Here is a 16,434-nt window from a genome sequence, read left to right as displayed (position 1 = left end):
AAAGCCACCTCCTTTTGGAAGTGGCTTTTTTATATTTCTTAGAAGGATGTGCCTAAATTACTTAGCCACTACCAAGTTGATGTCTAACTCAACGTCGTTAGAAATAACCATTTCTTTCATAGGAACGTCAAAAGAGACATCATATTTCTTACGGTCGAAAGTAAGCGTTCCAGTAATGTTAGTTACATCACCTACTGTTTCAATAACAACATCTTTAACTGTTTCTGGGTTTGTGATACCTCTTACAGTAAGGTTACCCAGTACAGAAGTACCTTCAGTGCCAGTGATTTCAAAAGTAGCCGTTGGAAACTCTGCTACGTTAAAGAAGTCTGGAGAAGATAAGTGACCTACTAATTTTTCTTTAGTTTGTTTTTCGTCATAAACAGTGTCAGTAGGAGCAATTGAAGAAAGATCAACAACAAATCTACCACCAGCTACTGCTCCGTCTTTAATTTCTAAAGTACCTTCAGTAATATTTACATTACCTGTATGTTCTTTTACTCCAAGCATAACACCTGTCCATTCTACGGTACTGGATGCTAAATCTAAGTTTGCAGTTCCGTCTGCTAATGTTGCAACTGTTTCTTCTGTTTCGGTAGTTTCAGTTGAAGAAGAAGTACAAGATTGAAAAGAAAGTGCTGATACTAAGGCAAGGCCTAAAAGAGTGATTTTTTTCATTTTTTTCTATTTTAAATTTAATTGTATGTAAGAACACACAATCACTTAACAACTTTTCCAGAAAATAGTTTAGTGTATTGCAAATTTCTTTTTTTGTTCTATAACAAATTTGAAAATCTGCTCTTGCTCAGAAGGTTTAAACCAATTAAACTGATCTTGATTTCTAAACCAAGTTAACTGCCTTTTAGCATAACGTCTGGAATTTCTTTTTATCAGTTCAAGCATGGTTTCGTAATTTATCTCTTTATCTAAAAAAGCAAACACCTCTTTGTAACCTACGGTTTGTAAGGCGTTTTTGTCTCTAAAATCTATTAAGTTTTTAACTTCCTCTTCTAGTCCGGCTGCTATCATTAGATCTACTCTATGATTGATTCTTTCATAAAGTTCTTCTCGTGGTCTCTCTAATCCTATTTTGATGATTTGAAAAGGACGACGATTTGTTTGCTTTTTTTGCCAGAAAGAAAATGGCTTCTTAGTAAATAGAGCAACCTCTAAAGCTCTTATTACCCGTTGTTTGTTCGATAAATCGGAAGTTGAACAGTAGTCGGGATCCAGTTCTTTAAGCTCGGAAACAAGATTATCTATTCCTTCGTTTTCCAATCTTTGTTTTAAAGTCGCCCTAATTTCTTTTGGAATATCTGGGATGTCGTCAAAACCATGGGTAATGGCTTTTACAAATAGTCCAGAACCACCAGTCATAATAGCCACATCTTTCTTTTGAAAATAGTTCTCTAAATCTTTTAGTGCCTCTTTTTCAAAATCTGATACGGAGTAACTATCTTTAATACTGAGATTGTCAATAAAGTGATGTGGAACTTTAGCGAGTTCTTCATCTGTTGGTTTGGCAGTGCCAATACTCATTTCTTTATAAAACTGTCTAGAGTCGCAAGAGAAGATTTCGGCATCTAGTTTTTGTGCCAGATTAATACATAAATCTGTTTTCCCTACGGCAGTAGGACCAACCACCAAAACTAAATATTTTTCTTTTTTCAATGACGGAAATAGTAAATTAACGTCACAAAGATAGTTAAAGGCTATTTGAATTAATTAATAACAAAATGGAATCCCTACTTTTTATTATTGCTTTGGGCATAGGTGGTTTAGCCACTTGGCAAATATTTGCTTGGCGTTTTGGTGTAAGTAAACGTAAAAAGAAGGAGCGTATTGAAACAGAATCTAATATTCTTTTAGAAAGAATCGAGAAGGTTTTTAAAGTGATTTTGTCAGAAGGTTATTTCTCCGAAATCTACGACCATAGCCATAAGAAGGACTTTTGGGGTCTTTTTGAAACACATAAAAAAGCTTTGATTGTGGCTAAGGCCAAGGTGTCTATAGGCTTCGATTTCTCTAAAATGAAATGGAGGGTAGAAGAAGGTACCCAAAAGATTATCATTGAACATTTTCCAGAGGCGGAAGTGCTTTCCATTGACCCCCAGTATAAATTTTATGACATCAATCAGGGACTTTTGAGTAAATTCAAGCCTGAGGATTACACCAAGATTATTGGCGAAGCTAAAGAACTCATGCTGGAAAAAGCCATGGAAAGCGATTTGCCAGTTTCGGCTGATCGTCAAATAAAATTAATGGTTACCCAGCTTGCCAGTTCCATGAACTGGGAAGTGGACATCATAGAAGAAAAGACCAATAAATCCAGAACTTTGAAAGAGGCTATTAAAGGATATTTGAAAGTATAGTTGCTAAGACATTAAAAACCTCTAGGAAACTTAGACTTGAGATGCTTCACTAGAGGTTAATATTTATCCAATCGAAGAGTCTAAACTTTAGTTATTTAAAGCATCTCTTCTCTTTTTAAGCTCTCTCCAGGTGGTGAGCACTATCTTATTATCTTTTATATACTTCTTGAATGCCGGATCCATCATGGCCAGCATGTCTCCTTTTCGTGTTACACCAGAGGTAGAAATTTCTCCAAAAACTTCCGTAGGCCACGTACAATGCATTATCACCATTGTAATACCTGGCTTTAATTCATTGATGGTATTGATGTATCGTTCGGTTTTGTAGGTTTGAAGCTGAGCATCTGTCATGTTTTCCTCACCTTTCCAATCGTAGGAAATATTATGAAGATCATCAAGAACTGGTAGTCCAGCATTCCACAGTTGTTGTCCTATGGTAGTGGTCATTTCTTGTGTCAACCCAGTTGCGGCAGTGGTTTGTGCTATCATGGTATTATGACCTCCAGGAAACATCACAGGAATACCTTCTGTCATCCCCACCTTTAAATATCTTTCCAAGTAATCTTTGGTGGCAAATAGCGTTCCCATATGAGAATCTAAATGGGTGGGTTCCCAACCCATAGTACGGCTTCTCTCAAGTTGAGCTCTTATTTCTGTTTCAATTTCGTCTGGATTGGCATGGGTAGCGGTGGCCACTACAGACGGCCATATAGCCCCTTGTTTGTCAACTAAACCGGGTACCATTGGTTTTCCTGCCAAAGGTCCCCATCTATAATCACCCCACTCCGAAGTTAGGGTTAAGTGCAAACCAGCGTCTGTGTTTGGATGTTTTTTTAGATATTTGAAAAATCCTGGTATCCATGGGCATGGCATCATCATACTGAGGGAATTTGCTACACCTTCATCCATGGCTTTTATGGCTCCTAAATTGGAGTCATAGCTCATGCCTACGTCGTCAATATGGAGAATTAAAACTTTGGAACCTTCAGGATATCCGAGTTTATCGGCATAGCTTTCTTGGGCAAAGGAGTTGAGTGAAAAAAGGAATAATAATGTAAGGGTTAGTCTCATGTTTGTTGTTTTATACTATTCAAAAATAGCTTAAATTTCACATTTAAGCAGATTTCATGAGAGGGCTTTTTTTAGATATTGAAAATAAGGGATTCTTAATTACAGAAAGCCAAAACTTCTTTAGCCAGATTTATAGCCAAGTCTTTGTTGAAATCAGCATCTGAACTAACATCTGCCAAAATCTGAAAGGTTTTGTCGCCTACCAATACGATTAAACTGTTTTCCTTAAAGTTCCATGATGCGGCATCGCCCACTACGTTAACGGCTTCAAAATTATTTGTAGTTGCCATTCCTTTGGCCATGTTCATGGCCTGATTTTTAGTGCTTTCTGGTATCTCCTTGTTTTCAGAAATCTTCTCTTCTGCTTTACCTAGAGCATTTTCGAGTTCTTCTTGCGACACATTACGATAGAAAGCCTTGAAAGAAGCTACACTGTTTTCGCGGTCCATAATCTTGTATAAGTCATCAGCTAACCATTTAATACCTATTTCGTTGTATACTGGCATTTCTAAGGTCGTATTACCCATTTTTATTTTTCTAATTCTGTCACTTTCCCAAGAGTACTTGTAGGTATCTCTTAGTTGGTCTTTAGGCTTGGGGCTTACCTCATACTTCATTTTAGCATTGGTCATTTCTCCGGTATAATGCTTTTTTATCGTTTCTAGAGACAAGAGTTGGTCGTATTTACCGACATAGTCAAAGATGCAGGTTGCTTTGGAGGGGTTTTGAAGTTCTGTTTCCTTGTTTTCGGTTTTATTTTCAGAGTTTCCAGAACAGGATAATAGTAGAGAGCAAAAGGCTGTTGCGAAAAGTATGTTTTTAGTCATCATGATGGTATGGTTTAATTATTTCAAAAACTCGTCTTTAGAAAGTCCCATACTTTGGATGACAGGGGAGGTCATTTTAACATTTCCATTAAGGTTTTTCCAGGCTGCAGGGTTTTCAATTTCAGAAGACTGACCACCCTTTCCTTTTATTTCAAATGCTGCCACCGTTTCATTTAACTTGGTTATGGTCATGGTGCCTTCATAAGGCATAGGTGTGGCTTCCATCCCTGTTTCAGATACTTTCATAAAAACCAAAGTGGCCTTTGGCTTTCCTTCTAGCTCACTTTCATTCAATGTAAACTTGGCCGTTAGGGGCAAAGTGAAATCGAGTGGAACGTTAGAAAAAACACCCATTAGCGAATGCCCGCTCTGGTTCACTACTTGGAATGAGATATTTAGTTTTTCATTTTCTTTTAGGGCTATTATGGAGCCCGTAAAGTCCTCTTTATTTATTTGAGACTTTCCATCAAATTCATAAGTGATGTCAGTTTTTTGGTCACCATAACTGGCCACATCTGCTAAATCAATTTCTTGACCTGTCTGACTTTCAACTAGTTTTTCTAGAGCCGAAGTGACACCATCCTGAGCACTTTCTTTGGCAGACTGACAGGCATTTATGCTTATTACAGTGGCTAAAAGAGCTATTTTTGTTTTCATGCGTTTATTTTGATTGATTGATAAATCTCTTATTTGTCGAGTTTGCTTAAAACCAAAGAGGACTCCATTTTTCCTTTTGCGTCGAAGGTGTCGCTTTTTACCACGCCTATGCCGTTGTAGAAATACTCTACCACATGTACTTCTTTTTTTACAATCATTTTTAAGCTTAAATCATAAGACATTTTAATGCAATCAAATTTGCCAGCTGGTGTCTCCACGGTTTCTGAGCCTTCTACTTTTCTGTTGGTAATGTTCACACTGACATTCATTAAAGAGGCACCAGAAGGAAGAGAAGAACGAATAGAGATTTTGGCATCTTTCAGTATATCGCCTTTTTTCATATTGGCAGGGTATACTAGCTGGTCTCCGTCTATGCTCATTTTTATATCAGAAGACTTTGAAAACATATCTGAGCTAATGTTTTGAACATCGGTATAAAGGTCGCCGTTAATACATTTTCCTAAGGCTTCACCTTTTACAATAAGTTTGCCTTTGGGGTTGTACGTTTCCGTGAGCATTTGTATAGAAAACCCACCATTGACAGGTTTTAGCTGCTGCACATTATATTTCAAAATGGAGCTTATATTTCCTTTTTTGTCAAGGTTTTGCATCTCTATTTTAGAGCCTTCTTTTAGAAGAAAGTAATTGCTGCATTGCTGCGAAAAACAGAACGGGCTAATGATTAATAAGAGAAAAAGGATGCTTATTTTTTTCATTTTATTGGTATTGATAAGTAATAACTAAACTGTGAAATTGAAGCGTGTTTCCTGTCCAGTTTCCTGCAGACGAGAGGTTTATATAATAGGAATAATTTAGGTTGTCAATGATTGCAGAGGCATTACTGTTGATATTCACAATATTGGCACTACTACCGGAACTCGTAGCAGTAGCTAATGTTAAATAAGCATTCACGGTATGAGAATAGTTGTTGAAATCAAATGATAAATTAGAGGCGGAGTTATCTCGTAAATACAATTTCACATTGGTTACTTTAACGCCATCTGGAAGATTTACAGGCAAATACAAAGTTTTGGGGCTGGTAGTGCTATTGAACCAAGCATAGCCGCTACCTCTAATAAGTGGGTCGTCATAATTTTGTGGCAGAACACTCGTGAAATTATAACTCATGTAGTGGTTAGAGGTATTTTCAATTTTAAGAATGCCATCTTTATTTGCAAAAACCGGTCTGCGGTCTGTAGTCCCTACAAAACCTAGTTCTGTTGACTTAATATCTCCGTTTACTTCTAGCTTAGACGTGGGTGCAAGTACACCAATTCCGGTTTTACCATTTCTCAAGACTGTTAATGCATTTGACCTTACAAGATCGGATGAACCATTACCTATCTGAAATACTCGGTCGGTCACTCCCGAAATTGCTGCATCTGGAGTATCAGAAATATCATTGAATTCGCCAATTGTTAAAGAAGATTTTGATAAGCCAAATGTCTGATTACCAAATGCAACTGAATAATCTCCAAAAACAAGGTTGTTGTTTCCAACACTTAATCCTTTAGCCTTTATGTTACCATTTACATCTAATTTCTCCGAGGGCGTAGTAGTTCCAATTCCCACATTTCCTTGATTTCCGCCAAGGAAAAGCCTGGATGTACCACTGGTCTGAAAATCAATTGTGTTGTTAGCCTGAAACTCAAAGTCTACTGCACCATAATAGGTTGCTTTTGTAGGGCTAACCTGCAAGAAATGTTTATTTTGATAGTTAATATTGATATCGGCATTGGGGTCTTCGTTGAAAAAAGAAGCGATAGAGCTATTATTTGCTCTTACACTTAGTTTGTAGGTATCTCCGTCATAATTATCGCCTATTCCAATATTCCCGGCTGAACTAACTATTAATTTCGGATTAGTATTAACCATTAGGGCGGTCTTTCCTAAACCATTAATCCCTATAATTCCGCTTTCGGAATAGATTTGTCCTTGCTCTTCTCCGCCTGCTGTATAAAATCGTAAGAAGTTATATTGGCTGTTTGAAAACAGCTTTAGGGGGGTAGAAGAATTGCTGTTTCCATGAATCTCAACATTATTTCCAACGAAACCCGACAATGTTGGCTCAATGGTGACCGATTGTGAAAATGAACTGATGCTTATCAGATATATGAGAGCCAGTTTTAATAGTTTTTTCATGGGCTTATTCTTCGTAGGTGATTAAGATTTTCACAGGCTTTGAGAGGATATTGGCACTGTTATCAGTTATGTTTTTGATAATAATGGAATTTTCAAAAAGCGTCCATTCAAATTCGTAGCCCGCAGCACTTTTAAAGGAGGCAGGTATATAATCATTGCTTTCATAGTCAACCATAACCGAAATACTTAAAATTTTACTTTCGTCTAGCCCATGGTTTATAGCTTGTTGGGTACCTTGAGTGCTTCTGGTAATTCCGTTTATTCTCTTAATCTTAATAGCTGGGGCATCATCTCCTAGTTTAGTGAAAGCGTAAACCTCTAAACCGGATTTTCTAAATTCGCTGCCCACTTTTAGTTTACCGATGTTGTCAATTGTCACAGAGACATAACCTCTGGTTCCCAATTGTAAGTATTCTGTACCTTGGATGCTCAATCCACCGAAACCAGCCATTATTTCACCTTCTTTTTTGTTAATAAGTGTGTTATAGGTATAAAAGGGCATATACATATTTGGCTTTTCTGTACTCAGCTTTAAAGGGATGCTTTCTTTACTGTTAATATGAACACCATTTGTACTATCCTGTTGAAACGCACTTTTAGATGGTTCAATAGTGACGGATTGGGCATTGCAAAAACTAAATGTTATCGCTAAGAGTAATGCTAAAATTATTCTATTCATGATTTTTTAAAGTTTAATGAATTCTACTCTCCTGTTATTTGCCTTTCCTTGTGGCGTTTCATTTTTATCTACGGGTTGGCTTTCGCCTTTACCTTCTGTAGTCATTCTAGTGGCCTCTATTCCAAAGCTATTGGCCAAGGCGTCTTTTACACTTTCGGCACGTTTTGCGGATAGGGTTAAGTTCGCACCATCTGAACCATCTGCATCTGTGTGACCTATTATTTTCACTTTCACTGCTGGGTTTTCAGTAAGAACTTTGGCTATTTCTTTCAATGTGCCTTCAGAAGATTGTTTGATACGGTCTGAGTTCACGTCAAATAATATTCCGGTGGTGGAGAATTTCCCTTCTGTTATTAGTTTACTTCTGGTATCTGGTGCTCCTACTGCGTAGCGTACATTGGCCACCATGTATTCATCTTTGTTATCGGCTGTCGCAAAATTCATATACTGTGAGCCTAACTTAAAGGCATTATATGCTGCTTTTGGGTCAAATGCCTGTGGCAAATCCAGCACCTTTACTTCATTTACATAAACGCGGAGTCTATTCTTTTGTCTCCATAGAGAGAAATGTACTTTGCTAGGTTCTGATCCATATTCACCTTCGCACTTTAATGCTTTAACATTGAGGCCTTCGTTTTTATTGATAACTTCTCCAGCTTCATACACCATAAAAGCGGCCTCGTCCATACCACCGAGCCAATTGAATATGATACCTTTTTGTATATACTCACTGGCAAAGTCTCTGCGTACATTGTCGCTTGCGTAGATGTAGAAATAATAACGAAGTATGTTGCTGCTGCGATACCGCGTAAAAATGTCATATTCTAGCGTAAAGTTATCTGGCATGTCTTTTACAAAATCAGGCTGAAAAAAGCCGTCTTGAGACATATAGAGCCATTTTTCTGGGCTGTCGTTAAAGGTTATGATTTCTGCGGAAGAGTTGGTGTTCCAGCCCAAAGGGAAGTCGCCCACGCTGGTTTCTGAAAAATCCTCAAAACCAATTACCTTTTCTCCAGAGACAAAATCAAATTTGGAGTTGGCGGTAAAAGTAGTTTTGGCTTCTTGTTTTGAGGATGTAGGGGTTTTATTTTCTGAAGCCTTCTCAGATTCAGAGTTTGATGGAGCGTTTGATTGTGTTTCCTCAGTATCATATTCACCATTATCTGAACTTGATTTTGTCTTATCTTTTTTCTTGAAAATACTACCAATGCCTTCTTCTATCTTGTCTAGGCCTTTGTCAATACCACGGTCTATGCCACTATTGGTACGGTCTGTTACTTTTCTTTTTGCCGTATCTTTAGGGTCAATGATTTGGGCTTGAGAAAAAGAATAGGCACAAAGGCTTAAGAGAAAGATGATTTTTTTCATTTTTAGATTTCATTTTTCTCTTAGTCTTTAAAAACTTAAAAAGTAAACCGCCATAAAATAAAAAATATTTAGGTTTACTTTAAGCAAGAAATAACACTAAACAGAGAAGCGTGAGTATTCCACTTCTAAAAGCAAATGACGGTCAGGTTTTACGAGAGATTTATACAAAGCATCGTTTAAGCTTTGTAAGCTTTGCGTCAAAATATAATTTAGAGCATGAAGATATTTTAGACATCTATCAGGATGCCATTTTAGCGATGGTAGAGAATGCTAAAAAGGGCAAAATGGACCATCTTAAGGCCGATCTAAAAACCTATTTATTTGCCATAGGCAAGTATATGATTTTTAAGAGGATAAAAAATAATCAAAAGGCCAGAGAAGTTTCCGAAGAACTGAAGGGCTGGTTTGAGTGGGAGGAGGAAGATGATAATCCAGACTTAACGGCTAAACTGGAACTGGCTTTGGAGAGTTTAGGGGAACAATGCTACAAGATTTTAAAGCTCTTTTATTTTGAGTCTAAAAAGTCTGAAGAGATTGTAAATCTAATGAACTACCCCAATAAAGATGTGTTGAAAAGCCAAAAGTGGCGTTGCTTAAAGCAATTGAAAGAAATAATTTTAAGAAAATGAGCCTAAAAGAAGAGCTTATAGATAAGTATTTTGAAGGAAAGCTAAGCCCAGAAGAACAGCAAAAGTTTGATGCTTTAATAGGGGAGCAGGAAGATTTTGCTCAAGAAGTAGCTATGCAGCTTGCACTGAAAAATGCTTTAAGAAATAAAGAAAGAGCTAAGTTGAAAATGGAGCTTAAAGCCATTGAAACCAATATTCCTAAAGGAAAGGTTATAAAGCCATGGTGGGTTTTAGCCGCGGCTGCATCCATGTTTTTGGTGGGGGCTTTTGCGTACCAATTTATCTTTAAAGCAAAGAACCACGAAAACCTTTTTCAGGAGTACTATCAGACATATCCTAATGTGGTTTCGCCCACGGTTAGGGGAGAAAACGGCAGTACCTTAAAACAGCAAGCATTTAGTGCCTATGATAAAGAAGATTACCAGATGGGACTCCGTTTGTTTCAGCAACTCCATAAAGAACAACCTTCAGACTTTGCTGTGTTTTATGAGGCCCTTTGTTACCTAGAGCTGGACGATTCAAGCAGTGCCATTGAGTTGCTAGAATCCAATAGATTTAGCGACGAACCTTATCCTTTTGAAACCAATAGACAGTGGTATTTGGCCTTAAGTTATCTAAAAGTAGGAGAAACCGCCAAGGCAAAAACGCTTTTAGATGAGTTAAGTAAAACGCCATACCAGCAAGAGAAAATGGGTGAAGAGTTATTAAAGCGTCTTCCTTGATTTTTTAAAATAATAAACTGCTAGACCAGCTAGAAGTAGAAAAGCAATTATTCCAATTATGAACCAGTAATTCTGATTTATAGAAAGGGCGGAGGTGTCGCCATTCAAAACAAAACCTGCCCAGAAATAAGGATGGCTTTTTAAGGGATTTTCATTAAGGAATTTCCTTTTTGCTAAGCTTAAAGCTTCGTCTTTTGGATAACCCTTGGATAAGAAATTATAGAAAAAGCCCATCAAAACAGAGGTTTCTTTATCGGGCACTTGCCAAAGGCTGTAAACGGTAGATTTGACCCCAGCATAATTTAAAGCCCTAGCGATGCTCATGAAACCTTCACCGCTTAAATATTCTCCCACACCCGTATTACAGGCACTTAAAACCACCAAGTCAGATGGGAAGTTTAGGGCGTACAGTTCGTTAAAGTATAGTTTTTCTTCGTTTTGGAATAATAAACTGGAGTGGCTATAGTCTTTTTCATCCAGTAAAGAATGCATGGCCAAATGATGGATGTTACTTTCGCCTAGAGAGCTGATAAAGTTGGCTTTAGTGGCTTCTTCGCTGAAAAACAAGTTGGATTTATTAAAAATAGAACTGATTAGTTCCAGCTCCCTAGCGGTATAAATAAGCTCGCCATTACTGCTTCTTTCTGGCACTAGACGCTTACCGTACTTTGGAGCAAAACCTACCAAGTTATAAGCGTATTTTTTTGTGGCATGCTCTACTGGATTTAGAAATTTTAGGGAGGTAGCATATGCTATAAAATGGTTCTGAGCCAGAATCTCTTTTCCATAAAGTGTTTCAAAAGGCAAAAAACTCAAGAAGTTTTCTGGAACGATAATGAGCTTATCGTTTTTCTTGATCTTTAGTTTTTCAATCAAGATTCCGTGAAGTTGCTTAGCCTCTTTTAAATATTCTGAGCTAATGTTGTTGAGGTTTTGGTAGTATTTTCTGGTGAGCTCCTCTGTTTCATTTCTTTTTCCAAGATAGAAGAGTTCAATAGCGGTAGACGAGATTTTATGGGCAAAAACGGAGCTGTCCGTTACCGCATATTTAAGCACCACTTGATTTAACTTTAAGTTTTTCTGTAAATCTTTTATGTCAAAATTGGCTTTGCTGTATTTTTCATAAACGGGGTATTCTTGATTTATTTTTTCGTTAATCTGGTTAATTTCGTTTTCTAAACGGCTTACTTTATTTTTTTCTTCTGTGCTAAGCTCTTCTTGGTTTTCGAAAAAATTCAGCTTTAAGAGTAGTTCGTTTCGCTGGTTTATAACTGCCTTCGGAAGATTTAGGTTTTCGCTATACTTGGATATAAACTGTTTCCAAAGGTGCTGGGAGCCCATATTTTCTATGTCACTTAAGCTTGTGGCTATGAAATTTTGGTCGGAGGGGTTTTCTAATCCCACATAAAGTAAACCCTCTTTTATGTTATTGAGTTGCCTTTCTAAATCAGGATTAAAAAAACCTTTTTTATAGTAGTTCTGAAACATTTCAGCCGCCAAGCCATAGAAGTTTCTAATCTTTAAAAGGTCTGTTTTTTTCTTTCCTGTGCTTTCATAAATTTTGCGGTACGCCAATCCAGAATGTATAAATATGTTTATAAAAGAAGAATTATTGATGTCTCCGAAATCTTTGTTTTTAATTTTCTGAAATTCAATATGCTTTTCAAACTGCCTAAAGTATAGTTCCTTTAAAGCGGCCTTTGCTTCTTCCGTTTTGTTGAGATTGGCTAGGAGCTCAGCCTTTAAAACCAACAAGGTGAGGTAGCTAGATCTGTAGCCTAAGATTTCCAAGAAGTTTAGAGACTTTTCGGTATGTTTTAGAGCTTCGGGATAATCAAATTTGTAATAATAGAGCATGGCTCTATTGGCCGATGCCTTCATTCTATAGAAATCTTCTCGGGCTAGTTTTTCAAGCGTATTGGTATAGGCTAAAGCCCTTTCCGATTCATAATTTACGTAAAACGCATGCGAGATTTCGTCATAAGAAGCCATGAGGACATTCCACTCTTTGTCTTTTGCTACTTTGGGAGCTTGAGCAAAGAGGATTTCTATTTCTTTGAGGTTTTCTAAGAGTTTGGATTCGTTAAACTCAAAATTATAATATCTTAAATTATTAAGCCTATACATGGCTTTGGCGTGGAAGTCGCTAAAGGGAGTGGTGGCTTTATAGAAATTTTTGTTTTTTGGATGGATATAATCCGCCATATACTTTTCAAAACCAAGCTGATAAGTAGCACATTTTTCTCTATCGCCGTATTCTAATGCGGCAAAAATAGCGTCGTTATAGGCCACCGAAACTATTTCGGCATCTTGGGCATAATATTTCCTCCAAATGTTTAAAGCTTTATCAAAAGTAGGAAGCATTTCTTGTTCAATATTGGCGTAGTCATAGGCCAAAGCCAAGTCATTATAAGCCAGTGCCATGGCATAATGATGCTGCATGCCATTCTTTTGAAATATTTCAATGGCCTTTTGAAAGTGCTTTATGGCGTCGTAATAATTATAAACACGGGCAAAATATTGAGCTACATTTAAATGAATGCTGCCAGCTGCTATGGAGTTCTTTTTTGCAGAAGAAAGTTCTTTCTGAAACAAGGACAGTCCTTCCTCGTATTGTTCTTTTTCTATAAACGCATGAGCCTTAAGCATGTTGATTTCATAAGATATCCTGTTTTGACTTTCTTTGGGAAGCTGATTGTATTTACCTAAAATTTGTTCATACAGCTTAGCGGATTCGTTTTCTTTATATTCTTTTTTTAATTGATTCAGCTGGGCTATATGTAGTATTAGTACGGCTTCTTTTTTTCTAGTTTCTTCCAGTGAAACTATTTCCTTTCTTAAAATTATTTCCTCTTTGAAGTAACCGCATAAGGCGAGGCTATCTGCTTTCAGAAGGAGGCGTTTGGTTTTTTCTTGTGCAGAAAGTAAAAAGCTGAAGAAGAAAAGAATAAAAAAAGTGATTTTACTCATTTGGACTTGCTATTCGGTAGATTCAGGAAAATTATAAAGTTTTCAATATGCAAAGGCTTTGAATCCATTTTCTATACCAATTGGACTATTCTAGGTCTTTGCATTGTATGTGAAATTGACATATCCGATTTTGTACTGTTTAGCTGATAAAGCCAACAAGAAAAAACCGAATGCGTAAAACAAATATTGCGATTTTAAAGGATTAATTTTATAGTAATTAAGATGTATTTTATCCATGCGTAACACAATTTTCTTCCTTTTAGTAGTTCATTCTGCTTTCTCACAAGTTTTTGAGCAAGACATGAGTTTTGAGTTTTCTGGTCTTACCAAGTTTGTGACTAGTAAAAGGGTGTCGGCTATCAATTTACCCAGCGGTAAAGTTATTTTTAACCATGAGGGTACTTTTGTCAACGACTCACTTCAAATGACCACTTTTGTTTGGGAGCCAAAAGTCGATAAAATAGAACCTTTTGAGGCTTTTAAAAATGATAGTAACGGACCTTTGTATAATTCTCAACTATCCAATACAGGGGCGTTTCTGTTTTACAAGTCTATTTCATATACAGATAATGGCATTACAGAAAGCTCCTTGTTGAAAATCGACTTCGAAGGAAATAAAATTGCCGGTTTCGATTTCAAAGAGGAGGGCTTTCTATATCAAGTGATGGAGCTGGCGGAAGGAAAAATCCTTGCTCGTTTTGGTGATGGCTCTTATAAGATTTATTCTGCTTCTGGAAAGTTTGAAAGTTTATTCTCGCTTGGATTTGAGGGTAATACCACTTTAAATGATGTGGTTTTCTTAGATGGCTTTTACTATCTTTTGTTGGTACAAAATGACTCTGGAAAAGTCATTATAAAAAGAACAGATGCTTTTTTAGCCAATCCTAAGGATTTTAGTTTGCCTTCATTGGATAATCGTTCTGCCCCTCAAAATAAGCTTTTCAAGATTGCCAGTAAGCTTTATTTGTATACCTCTAGTCTTAATGATGAAGAAAATCATCTGTTCGAATTTGACGCAGATGGAAATCAAATCAGAGATGTGAGTTTTGGCAAGGTGGGTAATTTCATGTCTTCTATTCCCGAAATATTCTCGTCTGATGGTGGAGATTTGGCTTTTAAATATTACGACAATGACTGGATAAAGATTAATACCGACGGTTCACATAAAATCTACCCGAAGGAACTCGGAATTATAAATTTCCAGAAGAATGGATTTTTCTTAATTAGAACAGATTTTGAGGTTTTTGAAAAAGATTTTGAAAGTGGATTTAAGAGAAAAGTAGCATTAAGCTTTACTGAAAAATTAGAGTTTAAACCAACTAAGGTTTTTGCTTCAGAGAATGGTCTCAGGTTGGTAGAATATACTAGAAACGAACAATATTCCTTTCTGTTCTATCATTCGTATTATCCTTCTCTTTTAAAAATATTTAATGAGATAGGAGAAGAAATAAGAGAACTGTATGATGATGAAAGTACATGGAACTGTTCGAAGCAGGGTGAGCTCATTTTAATTCGAGGTAAGGAGAAGGTTTATGTTTTAGGCAATTCAGATGTTTTGACGGAGTACGACAACAAGTGGCCAACAAATGCTCAGTTCGACCTGAAGAACGGAAATGTTTTTTATGAAAATAGATTTAATGAAAACGAATTAAACTATTATGAAATAATCGAAACCGATTTAGAAGGTATAAGAAATACAGATTTTGTACTTAAGTCCACTTCAAATTATTCTTCATTTCAGTTTTTACCTAGTTCTAATGAATTGGCTTTGTTTACCATGCTTTCAGAACCAAGTATCGACTTTTTTAATATAGAGACTGCCGGGGTATTAAAGGTGGTTCCCAATGTAAATAAGGACTTTAGTTTAAATAGGTATTTAGAATTAATTCCAACGGAAGAGGGCATTTATCTTAAGAATGTTAGAGTTGGTGGGACTGGTTCATACTCTTATGAACTGACCAAGATTAATACAGAAGGTGCAGTGGATGCGAATTTTGAAACAAAATCTATTTCTGGAGGGCAGTTTTATTTCCTAAATCAGGATGGTTCTTTAATTATCAATGCCTTAACCATAAGGGAGGAAAATGGTTCGGTAGGCTCTAATTCGATAAAGCTTTTGCCCAATGGTCATGTTGATAATAATTTTGCCATTTTAAGTAAAGAACCCATTAACCATTTTTCTCAACAAAATGCGGACACATTATTCACGATAACTTCCTCAGGACTGTATAGATTTATTAAAAATGACAAAAAGGAAGCTCCTTATTTTCATGTAGAGTCTGATGTAAAAAGCAATATCTCTTGGAACCAGTTGGGGCCTACTTTTTTTAAAGTTCACTCAACGGATGAGCTCTATACCATTACATTGTCAAACAACGCCAAAATCGAAAATGATAGTCTTTACATAGATTCCAAACCAGGCTATGCTACGGTAGACATCAATACTGAAAATGGTTATTTTAGTTATAGGAACTACATTAATATTAATAAAGCAATTCCTTTTTTTATACATGATTTGCCAGACTTATATGCATTTCAGGGACCAACATGGTTGAAATTTTCGTCGTCTTCTGGTGAACCGGTTTATGTAAAATTAGGTATTGGCGGAACTGAATATGCAGATAGTATTCAAGTCAATCCCAATAGATCATCGAATAAACTTGGACTTTATTTACGAGTTGAGAGGAATGATTATTACACTTCAGCAGAACAATATCTGCTTTTAGATATTCTAAGTCCACTAGCAAATGAGATGACTTTTAGGGATGTATTACCTTATCCTAATCCTAATAGGGGTGGTTTTCTTGTCCCGTTAAATGATGAAAACATTTCGAAAGTACAATTGGTGAATATGCGAGGACAACAAATCCATTTTACCTATGAAATGGTAGAAAGGGGACTGGAACTTCATGTTCCTCATTACACTCCGGGTGTACATGTTTTGTCACTTACGGAGCGTAATAAGAAGCATGTTTATAAATTAATGCTAGAGTAATA

General features: G+C 36.6%; 14 protein-coding genes. 4 read left to right on the top strand and 10 right to left on the bottom strand.

Annotated elements, in window-relative coordinates; translation table 11 throughout:
• Positions 1-57: 57 nt before the first annotated feature.
• The gene (locus tag ACTBZY_RS22005) at positions 58-678 is read right to left on the bottom strand and encodes a YceI family protein (protein ID WP_463048546.1); all 621 of its coding nucleotides are present in this window, start codon (positions 676-678) and stop codon (positions 58-60) included.
• A 69-nt stretch (positions 679-747) separates the two neighbouring features.
• The gene (gene miaA / locus ACTBZY_RS22000) at positions 748-1,671 is read right to left on the bottom strand and encodes a tRNA (adenosine(37)-N6)-dimethylallyltransferase MiaA (RefSeq protein ID WP_463048545.1); all 924 of its coding nucleotides are present in this window, start codon (positions 1,669-1,671) and stop codon (positions 748-750) included.
• Positions 1,672-1,736: 65 nt separating this feature from the next.
• Between miaA and ACTBZY_RS21995 the strand changes: the two genes are divergently transcribed.
• Positions 1,737-2,372, top strand: coding sequence for a DUF4230 domain-containing protein (locus tag ACTBZY_RS21995; protein WP_463048544.1), 636 nt, complete (start codon positions 1,737-1,739; stop codon positions 2,370-2,372).
• An 87-nt stretch (positions 2,373-2,459) separates the two neighbouring features.
• On the opposite strand, the gene ACTBZY_RS21990 is transcribed toward ACTBZY_RS21995, so the two are convergent.
• The 7 genes from ACTBZY_RS21990 to ACTBZY_RS21960 all read right to left on the bottom strand — a co-directional run bounded on the left by ACTBZY_RS21990 (position 2,460) and on the right by ACTBZY_RS21960 (position 9,116).
• Positions 2,460-3,443 carry a polysaccharide deacetylase family protein gene (locus ACTBZY_RS21990; protein ID WP_463048543.1) on the bottom strand — a complete coding sequence of 328 codons (984 nt, stop codon included), beginning with the start codon at positions 3,441-3,443 and terminating at the stop codon, positions 2,460-2,462.
• 95 nt (positions 3,444-3,538) lie between these two features.
• Entirely contained in the window at positions 3,539-4,273 is a 735-nt protein-coding gene (locus ACTBZY_RS21985; protein ID WP_463048542.1) for a hypothetical protein, read from the bottom strand.
• A 15-nt stretch (positions 4,274-4,288) separates the two neighbouring features.
• Complete coding sequence (locus ACTBZY_RS21980) at positions 4,289-4,927, bottom strand: hypothetical protein (protein ID WP_463048540.1); 639 nt, start codon at positions 4,925-4,927, stop codon at positions 4,289-4,291.
• Between the two features lie 29 nt (positions 4,928-4,956).
• Complete coding sequence (locus tag ACTBZY_RS21975; protein ID WP_463048539.1) at positions 4,957-5,643, bottom strand: TapB family protein; 687 nt, start codon at positions 5,641-5,643, stop codon at positions 4,957-4,959.
• A 1-nt stretch (position 5,644) separates the two neighbouring features.
• Positions 5,645-7,069, bottom strand: a complete 1,425-nt coding sequence (locus ACTBZY_RS21970) for a hypothetical protein (RefSeq protein WP_463048538.1) — start codon at positions 7,067-7,069, stop codon at positions 5,645-5,647.
• Positions 7,070-7,073: 4 nt separating this feature from the next.
• Positions 7,074-7,748 (bottom strand): hypothetical protein, encoded by a 675-nt coding sequence (locus ACTBZY_RS21965; RefSeq protein WP_463048537.1) that lies wholly within the window; start codon positions 7,746-7,748, stop codon positions 7,074-7,076.
• Between the two features lie 6 nt (positions 7,749-7,754).
• A complete protein-coding gene (locus tag ACTBZY_RS21960) occupies positions 7,755-9,116 on the bottom strand; it encodes an OmpA family protein (RefSeq protein ID WP_463048536.1) in 1,362 nt (453 codons plus the stop codon).
• 110 nt (positions 9,117-9,226) lie between these two features.
• Between ACTBZY_RS21960 and ACTBZY_RS21955 the strand changes: the two genes are divergently transcribed.
• Positions 9,227-9,745: an RNA polymerase sigma factor gene (locus tag ACTBZY_RS21955; RefSeq protein ID WP_463048535.1), complete on the top strand. Its 519-nt coding sequence runs from the start codon at positions 9,227-9,229 to the stop codon at positions 9,743-9,745.
• On the top strand, positions 9,742-10,467 hold the full coding sequence (locus tag ACTBZY_RS21950) for a hypothetical protein (protein WP_463048534.1): 726 nt from the start codon (positions 9,742-9,744) through the stop codon (positions 10,465-10,467). Before ACTBZY_RS21955 ends, ACTBZY_RS21950 begins: the two co-directional genes overlap by 4 nt.
• Here ACTBZY_RS21950 and ACTBZY_RS21945 read toward each other — a convergent pair.
• Complete coding sequence (locus tag ACTBZY_RS21945) at positions 10,450-13,437, bottom strand: CHAT domain-containing protein (RefSeq protein ID WP_463048533.1); 2,988 nt, start codon at positions 13,435-13,437, stop codon at positions 10,450-10,452. The genes ACTBZY_RS21950 and ACTBZY_RS21945 overlap by 18 nt on opposite strands.
• A 235-nt stretch (positions 13,438-13,672) precedes the next feature.
• On the opposite strand from ACTBZY_RS21945, the gene ACTBZY_RS21940 reads away from it, so the two are divergent.
• Entirely contained in the window at positions 13,673-16,432 is a 2,760-nt protein-coding gene (locus tag ACTBZY_RS21940; RefSeq protein ID WP_463048532.1) for a T9SS type A sorting domain-containing protein, read from the top strand.
• Positions 16,433-16,434: the final 2 nt, after the last annotated feature.

Source organism: Arcticibacterium sp. (genome assembly GCF_055134445.1).
The sequence above is the reverse complement of the archived record's forward strand: the minus strand, read 5'-3'. Positions and strand labels throughout refer to the sequence as shown.